General features: G+C 65.8%; 12 protein-coding genes. 8 read left to right on the top strand and 4 right to left on the bottom strand.

The window, feature by feature from the left end; all coding sequences use genetic code 11:
* The 6 genes from DN824_RS19735 to moaA all read left to right on the top strand — a co-directional run.
* On the top strand, positions 1–3133 hold a 3133-nt coding region (locus DN824_RS19735; protein WP_138410067.1), incomplete at its 5' end, for a nitrate reductase subunit alpha.
* A 100-nt stretch (positions 3134–3233) separates the two neighbouring features.
* On the top strand, positions 3234–4772 hold the full coding sequence (gene narH, locus DN824_RS19730; protein WP_138410066.1) for a nitrate reductase subunit beta: 1539 nt from the start codon (positions 3234–3236) through the stop codon (positions 4770–4772).
* 3 nt (positions 4773–4775) lie between these two features.
* The gene (gene narJ, locus DN824_RS19725; protein ID WP_138410065.1) at positions 4776–5531 is read left to right on the top strand and encodes a nitrate reductase molybdenum cofactor assembly chaperone; all 756 of its coding nucleotides are present in this window, start codon (positions 4776–4778) and stop codon (positions 5529–5531) included.
* The gene (gene narI, locus DN824_RS19720; protein ID WP_138410064.1) at positions 5524–6321 is read left to right on the top strand and encodes a respiratory nitrate reductase subunit gamma; all 798 of its coding nucleotides are present in this window, start codon (positions 5524–5526) and stop codon (positions 6319–6321) included. The genes narJ and narI overlap by 8 nt, the downstream gene beginning before the upstream one ends.
* Before the next feature lie 80 nt (positions 6322–6401).
* Positions 6402–7358: a peptidylprolyl isomerase gene (locus DN824_RS19715; protein WP_138410063.1), complete on the top strand. Its 957-nt coding sequence runs from the start codon at positions 6402–6404 to the stop codon at positions 7356–7358.
* Between the two features lie 152 nt (positions 7359–7510).
* A complete protein-coding gene (moaA, locus tag DN824_RS19710) occupies positions 7511–8500 on the top strand; it encodes a GTP 3',8-cyclase MoaA (RefSeq protein ID WP_138410062.1) in 990 nt (329 codons plus the stop codon).
* Between the two features lie 32 nt (positions 8501–8532).
* Here the strand turns inward: moaA and DN824_RS19705 are convergent, their stop codons facing one another.
* The gene (locus tag DN824_RS19705; protein ID WP_138410061.1) at positions 8533–9024 is read right to left on the bottom strand and encodes a copper chaperone PCu(A)C; all 492 of its coding nucleotides are present in this window, start codon (positions 9022–9024) and stop codon (positions 8533–8535) included.
* A 247-nt stretch (positions 9025–9271) separates the two neighbouring features.
* Here DN824_RS19705 and DN824_RS19700 point away from each other — a divergent pair, with 247 nt between their 5' ends.
* Entirely contained in the window at positions 9272–10342 is a 1071-nt protein-coding gene (locus DN824_RS19700; RefSeq protein ID WP_138410060.1) for a hypothetical protein, read from the top strand.
* 179 nt (positions 10343–10521) lie between these two features.
* On the opposite strand, the gene paoC is transcribed toward DN824_RS19700, so the two are convergent.
* Genes paoC through paoA form a run of 3 tightly spaced genes read right to left on the bottom strand, consistent with a single transcriptional unit; the run spans position 10522 to position 14339 of the window.
* Positions 10522–12729, bottom strand: a complete 2208-nt coding sequence (gene paoC / locus DN824_RS19695; RefSeq protein ID WP_138410059.1) for an aldehyde oxidoreductase molybdenum-binding subunit PaoC — start codon at positions 12727–12729, stop codon at positions 10522–10524.
* Between the two features lie 3 nt (positions 12730–12732).
* A complete protein-coding gene (locus tag DN824_RS19690; protein ID WP_138410058.1) occupies positions 12733–13683 on the bottom strand; it encodes an FAD binding domain-containing protein in 951 nt (316 codons plus the stop codon).
* A complete protein-coding gene (paoA, locus tag DN824_RS19685; RefSeq protein ID WP_138410057.1) occupies positions 13680–14339 on the bottom strand; it encodes an aldehyde dehydrogenase iron-sulfur subunit PaoA in 660 nt (219 codons plus the stop codon). Before paoA ends, DN824_RS19690 begins: the two co-directional genes overlap by 4 nt.
* Positions 14340–14907: 568 nt before the next feature.
* Between paoA and DN824_RS19680 the strand changes: the two genes are divergently transcribed.
* Positions 14908–16284 carry a TolC family protein gene (locus tag DN824_RS19680; protein WP_138410056.1) on the top strand — a complete coding sequence of 459 codons (1377 nt, stop codon included), beginning with the start codon at positions 14908–14910 and terminating at the stop codon, positions 16282–16284.
* Positions 16285–16316: the final 32 nt, after the last annotated feature.

Here is a 16316-nt window from a genome sequence, read left to right as displayed (position 1 = left end):
CGGCGGCGTGTGCCTGAGCTTCTACGACTGGTATTGCGACCTGCCGCCGGCCTCGCCGCAGATCTGGGGCGAGCAGACCGATGTGCCGGAATCGGCCGACTGGTACAACTCCAACTACATCATCGCCTGGGGTTCCAACGTCCCGCAGACCCGTACGCCGGATGCGCATTTCTTCACCGAGGTCCGCTACAAGGGCACCAAGACCGTCGCCATCACCCCGGACTACGCCGAAGTCGCCAAGCTCACCGACCTCTGGCTCAACCCCAAGCAGGGCACCGATGCCGCGCTGGCCCAGGCCTTCGCCCACGTCATCTTCAAGGAATTCCACCTGGAGAGGCCGAGCGAGTACTTCCGCGACTATGCCAAGCGCTACACCGACCTGCCGGTGCTGGTACGCCTGAACGAGAAGGACGGCAGCTACATCGCCGACCGCTTCCTGCGCGCCTGCGACCTCACCGACAACCTCGGCCAGGAAAACAACCCCGAGTGGAAGACCATCGCCGTCGACGGCAACACCGGCGAGCTGGTTTCGCCGCTGGGTTCGATCGGCTACCGCTGGGGCGAGAAGGGCAAGTGGAACATCGAGGCCCGCGAAGGCAGGGACGGCCGTGATGTCGATCTCTCGCTGAGCCAGATCGAGGGCGGCGAGACGGCCGAGGTCGCCTTCCCGTATTTCGGCGGCATCCAGCACGAGCACTTCCAGCACGCCGAAGGCGAGAGCATCCAGCTGCGCCGCGTACCGGTGCGCACCGTCACCCTGGCCGACGGCAGCACCACCAAGGTCGCCACCGTGTTCGACCTGATGGCCGCCAACCTGGGGATAGACCGTGGCCTGGGTGGCGCCAACGTCGCCAAGAGCTACGACGACGCCAGCGTGCCGGGCACCCCGGCCTGGCAGGAAAAGATCACCGGTGTCTCGCGCGAGAAGGCGATCCAGATCGCCCGAGAATTCGCCGACAACGCCGACAAGACCCATGGCCGGTCCATGATCATCGTCGGCGCGGCGATGAACCACTGGTACCACATGGACATGAACTACCGCGGCCTGATCAACATGCTGATGTTGTGCGGTTGCGTCGGCCAGACCGGTGGCGGCTGGGCTCACTACGTGGGTCAGGAAAAACTGCGCCCGCAGTGCGGCTGGCTGCCGCTGGCCTTCGGCCTCGACTGGAGCCGTCCGCCGCGGCAGATGAACGGCACCAGCTTCTTCTACAACCACAGCTCGCAGTGGCGCCACGAGAAGATGAGCATCCACGAGGTGCTCTCGCCGCTGGCCGACAAGTCGCAGTTCCCCGAGCACATGCTCGACTACAACATCCGCGCCGAGCGCGCCGGCTGGCTGCCGAGCGCACCGCAGCTCAACCGCAACCCGCTGCAGATCTGCCGTGATGCCGAAGCGGCCGGCCTGTCGCCGGTGGACTACGTCACCCGGTCGCTCAAGGACGGTTCGCTGAAGTTCGCCTGTGAGCAGCCGGACAACCCGGATAACTTCCCGCGCAACCTGTTCGTCTGGCGCTCCAACCTGCTGGGCAGCTCCGGCAAGGGCCACGAGTACATGCTCAAGTACCTGCTGGGGACGAAGAACGGCGTGATGAACGAGGACCTGGGCAAGCGCGCCGACGGCTTCAAGCCGACCGAGGCCGAATGGCAGGACGAGGGCGCCATCGGCAAGCTCGACCTGGTCACCACCCTCGACTTCCGCATGTCCTCGACCTGCGTGTACTCCGACATCGTCCTGCCGACCGCGACCTGGTACGAGAAGGACGACATGAACACCTCGGACATGCACCCCTTCATCCACCCGCTGTCTGCAGCCATCGACCCGGCCTGGGAGGCGAAGTCCGACTGGGAAATCTACAAGGGCATCGCCCAGGCCTTCTCGAAGATGGCCGAAGGTCAGCTGGGCGTGGAGAAGGATCTGGTCACCGTGCCGCTCTTGCACGACAGCCCCGGCGAACTGGCGCAGCCGTTCGGCGGCACCGACTGGAAGACCGCGGGCGTCGATCCGCAGCCGGGCAAGAACTGCCCGAACATGGCCGTGGTCGAGCGCGACTACCCGGCCACCTACAAGAAGTTCACCTCCCTCGGCCCGCTGCTCGACAAGCTCGGCAACGGCGGCAAGGGCATCGCCTGGAACACCCAGCACGAAGTCGATTTCCTCGGCGAACTGAACTACCGGGTGCGCGAGGAGGGCGTCAGCCAGGGTCGGCCGAAGATCGAATCGGCCATCGACGCCGCCGAGGTGATCCTCAGCCTGGCGCCGGAAACCAACGGCCACGTCGCGGTGAAGGCCTGGGCCGCGCTGTCGGAATTCACCGGCCGCGACCACAGCCACCTGGCGCTGCCCAAGGAGCACGAGGCGATCCGCTTCCGCGACATCCAGGCGCAGCCGCGCAAGATCATCTCCAGCCCGACCTGGTCGGGGCTCGAAGATGAGCATGTGTCGTACAACGCCGGCTACACCAACGTCCATGAGCTGATCCCGTGGCGCACCCTCACCGGGCGCCAGCAGTTCTTCCAGGACCACCCCTGGATGCAGGCCTTCGGCGAGCAGCTGATGAGCTACCGGCCGCCGATCAACACCCGCACCGTCGACTACGTGAAGGGCAAGAAGAGCAACGGCAACCCCGAGATCGTCCTCAACTGGATCACCCCGCACCAGAAGTGGGGCATCCACAGTACCTACTCGGACAACCTGATCATGCTCACCCTGAGCCGTGGCGGGCCGATCGTCTGGATGAGCGAAGTCGACGCGAAGAAGGCCGGCATCGAGGACAACGACTGGATCGAGTGCTTCAACGCCAACGGCGCGCTCACCGCCCGCGCGGTGGTCAGCCAGCGGGTGATGGAGGGCATGGTGATGATGTACCACGCCCAGGAACGCATCGTGAACGTGCCCGGCGCCGAGAGCACCCGGACCCGCGGCGGCCACCACAACTCGGTGACCCGCGTGGTGCTCAAGCCCACCCACATGATTGGCGGCTACGCCCAGCAGGCGTACGGCTTCAACTACTACGGCACCGTGGGCTGCAACCGCGACGAGTTCGTCGTGGTACGCAAGATGGCCAAGGTCGACTGGCTCGACGAGCCGCATGGCAATGACCTGCCGCAACCCCTGCCGCAAGACATCTGAGGAATAAGGCCATGAAAATTCGTTCGCCCAAGGTGGTAGCGCATGGTCCCCGGACCATTCCCGCTCTGAAGATCCAGGTGCCGGTTGTGGAGGCAGCACAATGAAAATTCGCTCTCAAGTCGGCATGGTCCTGAACCTGGACAAGTGCATCGGTTGCCACACCTGCTCGATCACCTGCAAGAACGTCTGGACCAGCCGCGAAGGCATGGAATACGCGTGGTTCAACAACGTCGAGACCAAGCCCGGCATCGGTTATCCGAAGGAATGGGAGAACCAGGACAAGTGGAAGGGGGGCTGGGTGCGCAACGGCGACGGCACCATCAACCCGAAGATCGGCGGCAAGTTCCGCGTGTTGGCGAACATCTTCGCCAACCCGGACCTGCCGGCCATCGACGACTATTACGAGCCGTTCGATTTCGACTACCAGCACCTGCATACCGCGCCGGTCGGCCAGCATCAGCCGGTGGCCCGGCCGCGTTCGCTGATTTCCGGCCAGCGCATGGAGAAGATCGAGTGGGGCCCCAACTGGGAGGAAATCCTCGGGACCGAGTTCGCCAAGCGGCGCAAGGACAAGAACTTCGACAAGGTGCAGGCCGACATCTACGGCCAGTATGAAAACACCTTCATGATGTACCTGCCGCGCCTGTGCGAGCACTGCCTGAACCCGGCCTGCGCGGCGTCCTGCCCGAGCGGTGCGATCTACAAGCGCGAGGAGGACGGCATCGTCCTCATCGACCAGGAGAAGTGCCGCGGCTGGCGCATGTGCATCAGTGGCTGCCCGTACAAGAAGATCTACTTCAACTGGAAGAGCGGCAAATCCGAGAAGTGCATCTTCTGCTTCCCGCGCATCGAGGCCGGCATGCCCACCGTCTGCGCCGAGACCTGCGTGGGCCGCATCCGCTACCTCGGCGTGCTGCTCTACGACGCCGACCGCATCCACGAGGTGGCCAGTACCGTCAACGAGCAGGACCTCTACGCCAAGCAACTGGAGATTTTCCTCGACCCGTTCGACCCCAAGGTCATCGAGCAGGCGCTCAACGACGGCGTCCCGATGTCGGTGATCGAGGCCGCGCAGAAGTCGCCGGTCTACAAGATGGCGGTGGACTGGAAGCTGGCCCTGCCGCTGCACCCCGAATACCGCACGCTGCCGATGGTCTGGTACGTGCCGCCGCTGTCGCCGATCCAGAACGCCGTGGCCGCCGGCCACGTCAGCATGGACGGCGTGCTGCCGGACGTGGACAGCCTGCGCATTCCGCTGCGCTACCTGGCCAACCTGCTTACCGCGGGCGACGAGGAACCGGTCAAGCTGGCGCTCAAGCGCATGCTCGCCATGCGCGCCTACAAGCGTGCCGAGCAGGTCGACGGCGTGCAGGACCTGGAGGTGCTGGAAAGCGTCGGGCTGTCGGTGGCCCAGGTGGAGGACATGTACCGCTACCTGGCCATCGCCAACTACGAGGACCGCTACGTGATTCCGTCGGCGCATCGCGAGGAGGCCATGAGCGACGCCTTCGCCGAGCGTTCCGGTTGCGGTTTCAGCTTCGGCAGCGGCTGCTCCGGCGCCTCGGACACCAACATGTTCGGCGCGAAGAAGGCCAACCGCCGCGACGTCATCAAGACCGTCCAGCTGTGGGAGGACTGAGCCATGCGCATCCTTAAAGTGATTTCCCTGCTGCTGGACTACCCCGACCAGCACCTGCGCGACGGTCATGCCGAACTGGCCCAGGCCATCGGCTCGGCCCGCGAGATCAGCCCGGCGCAGCGCATCGCGCTGCGCCGCCTGCTCGACGAGCTGACCGAAGGCGACCTGATGGACGTGCAGGAGCGCTACACCGACCTGTTCGACCGTGGCCGCGCGCTGTCGCTGCTCTTGTTCGAGCACGTGCACGGCGAGTCCCGCGACCGCGGCCAGGCCATGGTCGACCTGATGGCGCAGTACACCGAGGCCGGTTTCGCCATCGGCGTGCGCGAACTGCCGGATTACATCCCGCTGTACCTCGAGTACCTGGCCACCCGCGAGGATCTCGAGGCCCGCGAGGGGCTCGCCGACGTCGCGCATCTGCTGGCGCTGCTGGCGGCCCGCCTGCAGGAACGCGAGAGCCCGCATGCCGCGTGCTTCGCCGCGCTGCTGCAGATCGCCGGCGAGCCGGTGCAGGAAACCCTGGCCGGCCTGCAGGAGCAGGTCGCCGCCGAGGAACGCGACGACTCGCTGGAGGCGCTGGACAAGATCTGGGAGGAGGAGCAGGTCAACTTCCTCCAGGCCGAGCAGCAGGATCGCTGCCCATCCATGCCGAGCGGGCCGGGCAAGGCTCGCGAGGAGAGCCCGGTGCCGCTGCACTGGACCGATTTCAAGCATGACGGGCAGGCCACCGCGCTCGCCCAGGAGGTGCGCAATGTCTAACGTCAATTTCCTGCTGTTCGGGGTCTATCCCTACATCGCCCTGGCCATCTGCCTGATCGGCAGCTGGGCGCGCTTCGACCTGTCGCAGTACAGCTGGAAGGCCGGCTCCAGCCAGATGCTGTCGAACAACCGCATGCGCCTGGCGAGCAACCTGTTCCACGTCGGCATCATCTTCATCCTGGCCGGTCACTTCGTCGGCCTGCTGATGCCCGAGGCGCTGTACCACTCGTTCATCACCAGCGGCCAGAAGCAGGTCGTGGCGATGGTGTCCGGCGGGTTCTTCGGCGTTCTCTGCCTGATCGGCCTGGTGATGCTGATCCATCGCCGCCTGACCGACGCCCGCGTGCGGGCCACCTCCAGCGCCAGCGACATCATGATCCTCTTCGTGCTGCTCACCCAGCTGGTGCTGGGCCTGCTGACCATCGTCGCCTCCACCGGCCACCTGGACGGTTCGGTGATGGTGCTGCTGGGCACCTGGGCGCAGAGCCTGGTCACCCTGCAGCCGGTCAAGGCCGCGGGCGCCATCGAGTCGGTCGGCATCATCTACAAGCTGCACGTGTTCCTCGGCGTGACCCTGTTCGTGCTGTTCCCGTTCACCCGTCTGGTGCACATCGTCAGCGCGCCGGTGTGGTACCTGGGCCGGCGCTACCAGATCGTCCGGCAGAAGGGCGTCAAGCCGGCCATGTCGCGTCCGCAACGCCCGCGTGGCTACGAGGCGCCGGCGCGCGAGACCAGCGCACCGACCGCCGTACCGGGCCACGTCACGGCAAAGGACAAGACGCCGGCATGACCCACGGCGGCTGACGTCAACGCGTCAGCCGCCGTGGCCGATCGGCTTCGAGGGTTCAACGTCTTATCGAGGTAATCATCATGGGTTGTGGATGTGGTGGAAGCACGGGAGGCGGCGGCTGCGGTGGCGGCGCCCGCCCGGAAATCGACGTGCCGGCCGAGGCCCCTCTGTTCGAGGAACTGCCTCGCGAGCAAGACACCGAGCCGGCCCCAGAGCAGGCGTCCGGCGAACCTCCGCTGATCGCCAGCAGCGAGCAGGAGTGGCCGCGGGTGCGGGTCAACGGCATGGCGATCGCGCCCCAGGCCATCGCCCGGGAATTGCAGTATCACCCCGCCGAGCGTCGCGACGAGGCGGTCTACCTGGCGACCCAGGCGCTGGTGGTGCGCGAGCTGCTGCAGCAGCGCATCGCCGAACTTGGCCTGGTGGTGCGGGCCGCGCCCGGCGAAAGCGAGGAAGAGGCCGCCACACGCACCCTGATCGAACAGGAAGTGCCGCTGCCGCTGGCCGACGAGGCGGCCTGCTGGCAGTACTACACCGGCAACCGCCAGCGCTTCTTCAGCGCGCCGCTGCTGGCCGCGCGACACATCCTGCTGGCCTGCCCGGCGGATGATGACGAAGCGCGCAGCCTGGCGCGCGAGCAGGCGCTGGGCCTGCTCCGGCAGCTGCAGGCGGCGCCGCACCGCTTCGCCGAACTGGCGCTGCAGCATTCGGTTTGTCCCTCCAGGGAGCAGGGCGGGGCGCTGGGCCAGATCAGCAAGGGGCAGACCGTGCCCGAATTCGAGCGCCAGCTGTTCCGCCTGCCGGTCGGCCTGTGCCAGCAACCGCTGGAGAGCCGCTACGGCTATCACCTGGTGTTCGTCGACCAGCGCATCGAGGGTGAGCAGCTGCCCTACGAGGCGGTGGCCGGTGCGATTCGCGCCGAGCTCAACCAGCGTGTCTGGCAGATCGGCGTCAGCCAGTACCTGCAGACCCTGGTAGCCGCGGCGAACATCGAAGGCATCCACCTGCAGGGCGCGCAAACGCCACTGATGCAATAGGAACAGCTGGAAGCTTGAAGCCGGAAGCTTGAAGCAACATCCATCCGACTTCTAGCGAGTAGGGTGGGTGACGCTTCACCCATCCACCGAGCGGGGCCATGGCGGATGAATAAAGCGTCACCCGCCCTACGAAGCTTCAGAAGGTGTAATCGATGACTCAACTACGCGATGCCCACGACCGCCAGATCGACTACCTGCGCCTGTCGGTGACCGACCGCTGCGACTTCCGCTGCGTCTACTGCATGGCTGAGGACATGACCTTCCTGCCGCGTCAGCAGGTGCTCGGCCTTGAGGAACTGGAGCGTATCGCGCGGATATTCGTCGGCCTGGGGGTGAAGAAAATCCGCCTCACCGGCGGCGAGCCGCTGGTGCGCCAGGGCATCGTCGGACTCTGCGAACGCATCGCCGCGCTGCCCGGCCTGCGCGAGCTGGTGATGACCAGCAATGGCTCGCAGCTGGTCAGGGTCGCCGCCCCGCTGGCGCGCGCCGGGGTCAAGCGGCTGAACATCAGCCTCGATAGCCTGGATGCCGACAAATTCCACGCCATCACCCGCACCGGCCAGCTGCAGCAGGTGCTCGATGGCATCGAGGCGGCGCGCGCCGCCGGCTTCGAGCGGATCAAGCTCAATGCCGTGGTGATGAAGGGGCGCAATGCCGAGGAGGTCGCCGACCTGGTGGACTTCGCCATCGCCGGCGGGCTGGATCTGAGCTTCATCGAAGAAATGCCGCTGGGCGAGGTCGGTCGCTCGCGCGGTGAAAGCTTCTGTTCCAGCGATGAGGTACGTGGGCTGATCGCCGAGCGCCACGTGCTGCTCGATTGCGCCGAGCAGAGCGGTGGGCCGGCGCGCTACGTGCGCCTGCGGGATCATCCACGGACGCGCATCGGCTTCATTTCGCCTCATTCCCACAACTTCTGCGCCACCTGCAACCGCCTGCGCGTGACGGTGGAGGGGCGGCTTCTACTCTGCCTTGGCCATGAGCATGCGATCGACCTGCGCGCACTGTTGCGCCGCCACCCCACCTGCGACGGGCCGGTGATCGAGGCGATCCGCGCGGCGGTGCTGCGCAAGCCGCTGCGTCATGATTTCAGCGTGGGCGGCGACGTTCAGGTGCTGCGTTTCATGAACGCCAGTGGCGGTTGATCCGCTAGCCGCGTAAGACCGAGCGCCGGGAATCAGTGATGGTGCGCTGCCGGCGCCTGGTCGGTGATGGTCACGTCCAGGGTGATCTCTCCGGCCTTTTCGAACTCCAGGGTGATCGGGAAGTGCTCGCCGGCCACCAGCGGTTCGGTCACCCCGAACAGCATCACATGGTGGCCGCCCGGCTTGAACTCCACCTGCCCGTTGGCCGGAATCTCTACCGCCTCGACCTCTTCCATGCGCATCACGCCGCCCTGATGCACATGGGTATGCAACTCGGCCTTTTGGGCGCGAGGCGTATGGGCGCCGATCAGCCGGTCCGCTTCAGAGGCCTGGCTGTGGAGCTTGAAATAGACCGCCCCGGTCGGAGGCGTCGGCGGCACCGCCCGCGACCAGACCTGCTCGATCTTCATGGTGTCGTGCCCCGGATGGCCTGCTCCGGCGGCGGCTTCGTGCGCGTGGTCATGGGCGTGCGCCAGCTGGCAGGCGAGCGTCAGAGAGGCCAGTGCAAAGAATCGTTTGAGCATGGAAATGGCACCTTCGGGGAAAGCCCGAACATTAGCACGGCAGGCCGGCCGGCATGCAGCAGGGACGCGCGGTGCCGTTGGTCGGGCAGCGCTGCGCTTTCGCAAGTTCGTCATACAGCCATCCTAGCTTGAACACGGACCTGGTGAGTCAGCATGCAGTAGGCCGGCTGGTGTCTGGCGCGTTCCCGAGTGCCGATGCGCACGACGCGCCCACAGCGAACTCAAGAAGAATTCAAAGGAGAAAGGCATGTTCAAGATCAAACCCCTCGTGGCAGCCATCCTGACCGTGGTGTCGGTCCAGGCCTATGCAGCAGGCAATACCTCGATCCAGGACCAGGACGGTATCGACAACCAGGCCAACGTGCTGCAGACCGGCGGAGAAGGGAACATCGCCGAGCAGATCCAGGCCGGCACGCTGAACACCGCCGAAACCGAACAAACCGCCTCCGAGAATGCCGACTCGCTGATTTCGCAGAACGGCGAGTACAACTACGCCGAGTCGGTGCAGACCAACTCGCGCTGGAGCAGTGCCGCGCAGTATCAGGACGGCGCGGAGAACACCTCGGTCGTCACCCAGGAAAACAGCGACGCCGACGTCGCCTTGATCGAGCAGGTCGGCGACCTGAACATGGCCAGCATCTTCCAGAGCAACAGCTCGGATTCCTCGGCGCGGATCATCCAGGAAGGCGACTACAACACCGCGCTGGTCGCCCAGGACGGCGAAGGCCATGACGCCTACAGCTCGACCACCGGCAGCGACAACCGTCTCTACACCCAGCAGAGCGGAACCGGCCAGCAGGCCGTCGTGTTCCAGGACGGCACAGCCAACCGTGTCACCACCTATCAGGACGGCGCCGACAACCGCACCCTGACCGAACAGACCGGTGAATACAACGCGGCCTTCATCGACCAGAACGGCATCGGGCAGGTCGCCGAACTCGCCCAGAGCGGCGATACCAACGATGGCTACGTGACCCAGTCGGGCAACTTCAACGAGCTGTATTTCGACCAGTCGGGCAACGACAACCTGTTGCTGGCCGACCAGATCGGCAACGACAACCTGATCACCGGCCAGAGCAACGGCAGCTACAACACTGTGGACGTGATCCAGAACGGCGAGCTGAACACCGCAGCGGTCAACCAGCTCAGCGGTGCCGACAACCTGGCCACGGTTCTGCAGACCGGCAACGGCAACCTGGCCGACATCACCCAGGCGGGCATCGCCAACCAGGCGACCATCAACCAGAGCGGCATGAACAACAGCGCCTACATCAGCCAATCCAACAGCGGCAACGTGGCGACCGTCACCCAGCGCTAAGGCGCACCTCCCACCTTCGCCGGCAGGGACGCCGGTGAACGGCCAGGCCTCGACCGACCTTCGCCAGCGGCCCGGTTCATGGGCAGGGTGGCGGCCCGAACCGCCCGTGACACCTGCCGGCATCGCATGCAAGCGGGCCTAATGCACCTCCAGCGCGCTTCGAGCAGCGCGCCCTTGGCTTACACCGTCTGCGGCATCCCTTCGATCAGCTTGTCCAGCGTTATCGGGTAATCGCGAACGCGTACGCCGGTGGCGTTGTAGATCGCGTTGGCGACCGCGGCGCTGACGCCGCAGATGCCCAGCTCACCGACGCCCTTGGCCTTCATCGGCGAAGACAGCGGATCGGTCTCGTCGAGGAAGACGACCTCCTGGTGCGGGATGTCGGCATGCACCGGCACCTCATAGGTGGCCAGATCATGGTTGACGAAGAACCCGTAGCGCGTGTCCACCGCCAGTTCCTCCATCAGCGCGGCGCCGACGCCCATGGTCATGGCGCCGATCACCTGACTGCGGGCGGTCTTGGGGTTGAGGATGCGCCCTGCGGCACACACCGCGAGCATCCTGCGGATGCGCACTTCGGCGGTCGCCGAGTGGACGGCGACCTCGGCGAAATGGGAGGCGAAGGTCGAGAGCTTGTAGCGATCGTCAAGGTCGCCGAATTCGATGCTGTCTTCCTCGACGAGACTGCCGTCGGCGGCGGCTTCACGCAGGGCGAAGCGTCTGTCGCCCTGGCGAACTTCGCCGTTCTCGAACACGGCCTGTTGCGCGTCGAAGCCCAGTTTGCGCGCCACGCTTTGCCGAAGTTTCACGCAGGCCGCGTAGACGCCGGACGTGGAGCTGTTCGCTCCCCATTGACCACCCGAGCCGGCCGAGACCGGAAAGCTCGAGTCACCGAGGCGAACCACCACCTGCTCCAGCGGCACGCCCATCATCTCGGCGGCGGTCTGGGCGATGATGGTGTAGCTGCCCGTGCCGATGTCGGTCATGTCGGTTTCGACCGTGACCATGCCGTTGCCGTCCAGCCGTACCCGTGCGGCCGAGGTCGTCACCGGGCTGTCCCTGAACCCGCCGGCGACGCCCAGGCCTATCAGCCAGGCGCCCTCGCGCCGGGTGCCCGGCGTGGCGGCGCGCTGGTTCCAGCCGAAGCGCTGGGCGCCCTGGATCAGGCATTCGTTCAACTGGCGCTGAGAATAGGAGCGCTCCGGTTGTTGGGGCAGGACCTGGGTGTCGTTGACGATGCGAAACTGCACCGGGTCCATGCCGAGCTTTTCCGCCATCTCGTCCATGGCGACCTCCACGGTCATGGAGCCCGGCATGTCGCTGGGCGCGCGCATGGCGTTGGCTTCGGGCAGGTCGATGCTGGCCAGCCGGGTGGCGGACATACGGTTGGCTCCCGCATACAGGGGCCGGGAATAGCGCACCCCGGACTCGGGACTTTCCCCGTTCAGGTCGCCGGACCAGTTCTCGTGGCCGATGGCGACGATCTTCCCGTCCCGGTCGGCGCCGATGCGGATGCGCTGGATGGTGGCGGCACGGTGAGTGGTGTTGTTGATCATCAGCGCACGGGGCAGGGCGACCTTGACCGGCCGGCCGGTGGCGCGTGCGGCGAGGGCGGCCAGTAGCGCATCGGCGCGCAGGAACAGCTTGCCGCCGAAACCCCCACCTATATAGGGCGAGATAAGTCGGACGTTCTCGGCCGGCATGTTCAATGTCCTGGCCAGGTCCTGCTTGCCCCATTCGATCATCTGATTGGAGGTCCAGAGGGTCAGGCGATCGCCGTCCCAGACCGCGATGGAGGCGTGCGGCTCCATCATCCCGTGAGAGTGGCCAGGGGTGGTGTAGGTGGCGTCGAGCTGTACGGGCGCATCGGCGAAGGCGGAAGCGAAGTCGCCCACGGCGCTGTCTGCGTCACCGCCCGTGATCTTGCCGGGGCTTTTGGCCGTATCTTTGGCCGCCGCCAGGTCGAAGCTGCCCGGGGCGCGTTCGTAGCTGATGCCTACCAGCTCCGCCGCGGCGCGCGCCTGCTCGAAGCTTTCGGCAACCACCAACGCCACCGCCTGGTGGTAATGCTCTATGTCGGGCCCGCCGAGCAGCGTCGCGTTGTTGTGTTCGCCCTTGCCGAGCGGACCGGCGTTCTCGGCAGTGATGACCGTGAGCACACCTGGCGCGCGCCGGGCGTGAGTCAGGTCGATGGAGGTGATGCGACCCTTGGCGATGGCGGAACCGATCACATGGCCATAGGCGGCATTGGCGACCGGCTCGTGCCACTCGTAGGCATAGGTGGCCGTGCCGGTAGTCTTGAGCGGACCGTCGATCCGATTGACGCCCTTGCCGACCACCTGTTGGCGATCGATCGGATTCTCTCCCGCGGCGGTTTCGAATTTCATGGCTTAGCCCCTCGCTTGCGCCAGCACGGCGCCGAGCGTGCGCTGGACGAGTGTCAGTTTGAATTCGTTATGGTGCGTGGGCCGGGCGTCGGCCAATAGCCGTTCGCTGACGGCGCCCGCGCCCTCGGGCAGTTGCGCTTCGGCCGACTCCACGCGCCAGGGCTTGTGCGCAACGCCGCCGAGGGCGACCCGGCCGGTACCGTCCGGCTGCACCACGGCGGCGACCGATATCAGCGCGAAGGCATACGAGGCCCGGTCGCGAACCTTGTGATAGATGTGCGTGCCCCCGATCGGCCTTGGCAATGTCACCCCCGTGATGAGCTCGCCGGGCATGAGCGCGCTTTCGATGTGCGGGGTGTCGCCGGGCAGGCGATGGAAGTCGGCGATGGGAATACGGCGGGTTTCGCCATTGGGTCGAACCGTTTCCACGGTCGCATCGAGCACCCGCATGGCGACCGCCATGTCGCTGGGATGGGTGGCGATGCAGGCGTCGCTGACACCGACCACCGCAAGCTGGCGGCTGAAGCCTTCCAGCGCGCCGCAGCCACTGCCGGGCATGCGCTTGTTGCACGGCTGGTTGGTGTCATAGAAGTAGGGGCAGCGGGTCCGCTGAAGCAGATTGCCCGCGGTGCTCGCCTTGTTGCGTAGCTGCCCGGACGCCCCCGCCAGCAGGGCGCGGGACAGGACGCCGTAGTCCTGCCGTACCCGGGCGTCGGCGGCCAGGGCGGTATTGCTGACCAGCGCACCGATGCGCAGGCCGCCCTCCGGTGTCGCCTCGATCCTGTCGAGCTTCAGGCCGTTCACGTCGATCAGGTGCATCGGCGTCTCGATCTCGAGCTTCATCAGGTCGAGCAGGTTGGTGCCACCGGCGATGAATTTCGCGCCGGGTGAGCGCGCGGCGCTCGCAGCGGCTTCGGCCGTGGTTTCGGGGCGCTCGTAAGTAAAGGCTTTCATGCACGCTCCCCAGCCACCTCGGTGATGGCCTCGATGATGTTGGAGTAGGCGCCGCAACGGCAGATGTTGCCGCTCATGCGTTCACGCAACTCGTCGCGGGTCAGCTGGGGTGGGGCGGTGATGTCGCCGCTGACGTGGCTGGGAATGCCGCGCTCGATCTCCTCGAGCACCGATACCGCCGAACAGATCTGCCCAGGCGTGCAATACCCGCACTGGTAACCGTCATGCTTGACGAACGCGGCCTGCATCGGATGAAGGTCTTCCGTTGTGCCCAGGCCCTCGATGGTCGTGATCTCCGCGCCCTGGTGCATGACGGCGAGCGTCAGACAGCTGTTAATCCGCTGGCCGTCGACGATCATGGTGCACGCGCCGCATTGACCCTGGTCGCAGCCTTTCTTGCTGCCGGTGAGGTGAAGGTGTTCGCGCATCGCATCGAGCAGCGACGTGCGGTTGTCCAGTTCGAGTTCCCGACGCTGGCCATTGACCACGAAGGCCACGGTGGACGTCGCAACCTGGCGGACGGGGGATTCGTCTGCCGGGCGCTCGCCATGGGTGGCAGCCAGGGTCGAGACCGGCGCCGAGCCCAGCACCACGAGGCCGCTGCCCAGGGCAAGGACCTGTCGGCGCGAGAGGCCGTTGTCGTCAGAATCACTCATCGTTAGCTCCTCCGGCTGAGGCATGAAGGTAGTCGAGTGCGTCTCGCGGCAGCGCTGGGCTGCCAAGCGAGCGTCGTCTATCGCAACGTGCGCACCTGGGATGACTGGCAGTCACGGAGCATGCGTCAGCAAACGCGACGCCCCGTGCGGGATATGCCTGTGACAACAGAATAGACGTCGTGACGGCAAGGGTTATGCGACTCGGCAATTACTGCCGATGCGGGGATGTCCGGCGTTGATCACGCAGACCGGCAGGTCGGCGCTCGCTTTGCCCGAAGGGCGTTCATCAAGCGCTCGCAAAGGAGCGGACGCTGGCCTGCCGAATGCAAGCATTGGCGGCCGGCGACAATCATCCGCCGTAGGGTCGATTCGCGGCGATCAGCAGGTTTGTAATCCATCGGCAGGGTGGCCGACCAGCGGTCATTTTGCTCCCTCAAGTTATCGAACGGCCGCCGATACCCTCCGCGGGCGGTAGCAAGATTTGGATACATTCATGTCGACAGCCAGTGCTGCCGCGCCGCTCGATGCCTGCACAAAGCAGCCCTAACGATGAAATTGGTAGATCTTCATGTCCTCGGTAAAAAAGCCCTCCTTCGTTGCGCGACGAGCGTTGACCGCGACGTGCCTGCTGCTGTGTTCGGCCGATGCTTTCTCTGAGCAGGGCTTTGCTGACAAACTCGAGCGTGTTCTGGCCGAGCACCAACTGGTGCGCATGGTCGACGCCGACGTGGCTACCGCTCGGGAACAGGTCAGCGTCGAAAGGACCGCCTACTTCCCCAAGCTGACCGTGAACGGCGGAGCCGGTCACCAGCGCATCCGGCGTGACGAAGGCGTCGACGGCAATTTCGATCCGGTCGAGGCCAGTATCGGGCTGAACCAGCTGATCACCGATTTCGGTGCCACCTCGTCGCGCGTCGACGCGGCCCGCGTGATCCTGAACAAGGAAGAAGCCGAGCGCGAACTGCAGATTCAGAACCTGACGCTGGCGGCCATCGAGGCCCAGTTGCAGGTGATCCAGGCTGCGCGTGTGCAGGCCTATGCGCGCCAGTCGGAACAGAACATCAAGCGGCAGACCTCCCTGGAGGACGCGCGCATGGAAGCCGGCCGTGGCTACGCCACCGACGTATTGCAGGCGAAGTCGCAACTGGCCGGCGCCGAGGCCCGCCGGGTAATGGCCAACAGCCGCATGCGTGAAGCCATGAACCGCTACCGGGTCATCTTCGGCGAAGCGGCGATGCTGCCTGAGCAATTGGAAGCCCTGGCCATTCCCGATGGTCGGTTGCCGCAGTCCGAGCAGGACATCCTGGCCAGCGTCGGGGAGCAGAACCCCGACCTGCTGGCCGCGCTGAAACGTGCCGAGGTCACCCTCGCCGAACGCGATGCCACACGCAGCCGCGAACTGATGCCGCGTGTGTCGCTGCGCCTGAGCCAAGACCGTTTCGAAGACCGCGACGGTATGCCGGGCCTGCGCAACGACACCAGGGCGATGGTCAACTTCGACTGGCAGTTCGACCTGGGCATGCGTGCCCACTACGTCACCCGCGCCGCCGATCAGGCGGTGGCCAGCGCGCAGGAAAAGGCCGACTACGTACGCGTCCAGGCCATCGAGGAGGCGCTTAACGCCTGGGTCTCCTGGCAGACCTCCCGTGAGCGTTCGGCGCACCTTCGCAATCAGGTCAGCATCGCCGAAAGCTTCCTTGGCCTGGCCCGCAAAGAGCGCGAGATGGGGCGCCGTTCGCTGCTGGACATCCTCAATGGCGAGATCGGCCTGATCAACGCGCAGAGCGATGCCACGGCTGCCGATATCGACGAGACCATCGCTGCCTATCGCCTGCTGCGGGCCACCGGTCGCCTGCATCCATCTCTGTTCCGCCAGCCCGGCATCGTCGTCCCGGCCGAGGAGGCGATGCCCGTCGCCGCCCTCGAGCTCGGAATGGCGCGCTGAGGCCGTTACCAGCTAACCGATCCATCAGCGCC

Source organism: Stutzerimonas nosocomialis, from assembly GCF_005876855.1.
GTDB classification, from domain to species: Bacteria; Pseudomonadota; Gammaproteobacteria; order Pseudomonadales; family Pseudomonadaceae; genus Stutzerimonas; species Stutzerimonas nosocomialis.
The sequence above is the reverse complement of the archived record's forward strand: the minus strand, read 5'-3'. Positions and strand labels throughout refer to the sequence as shown.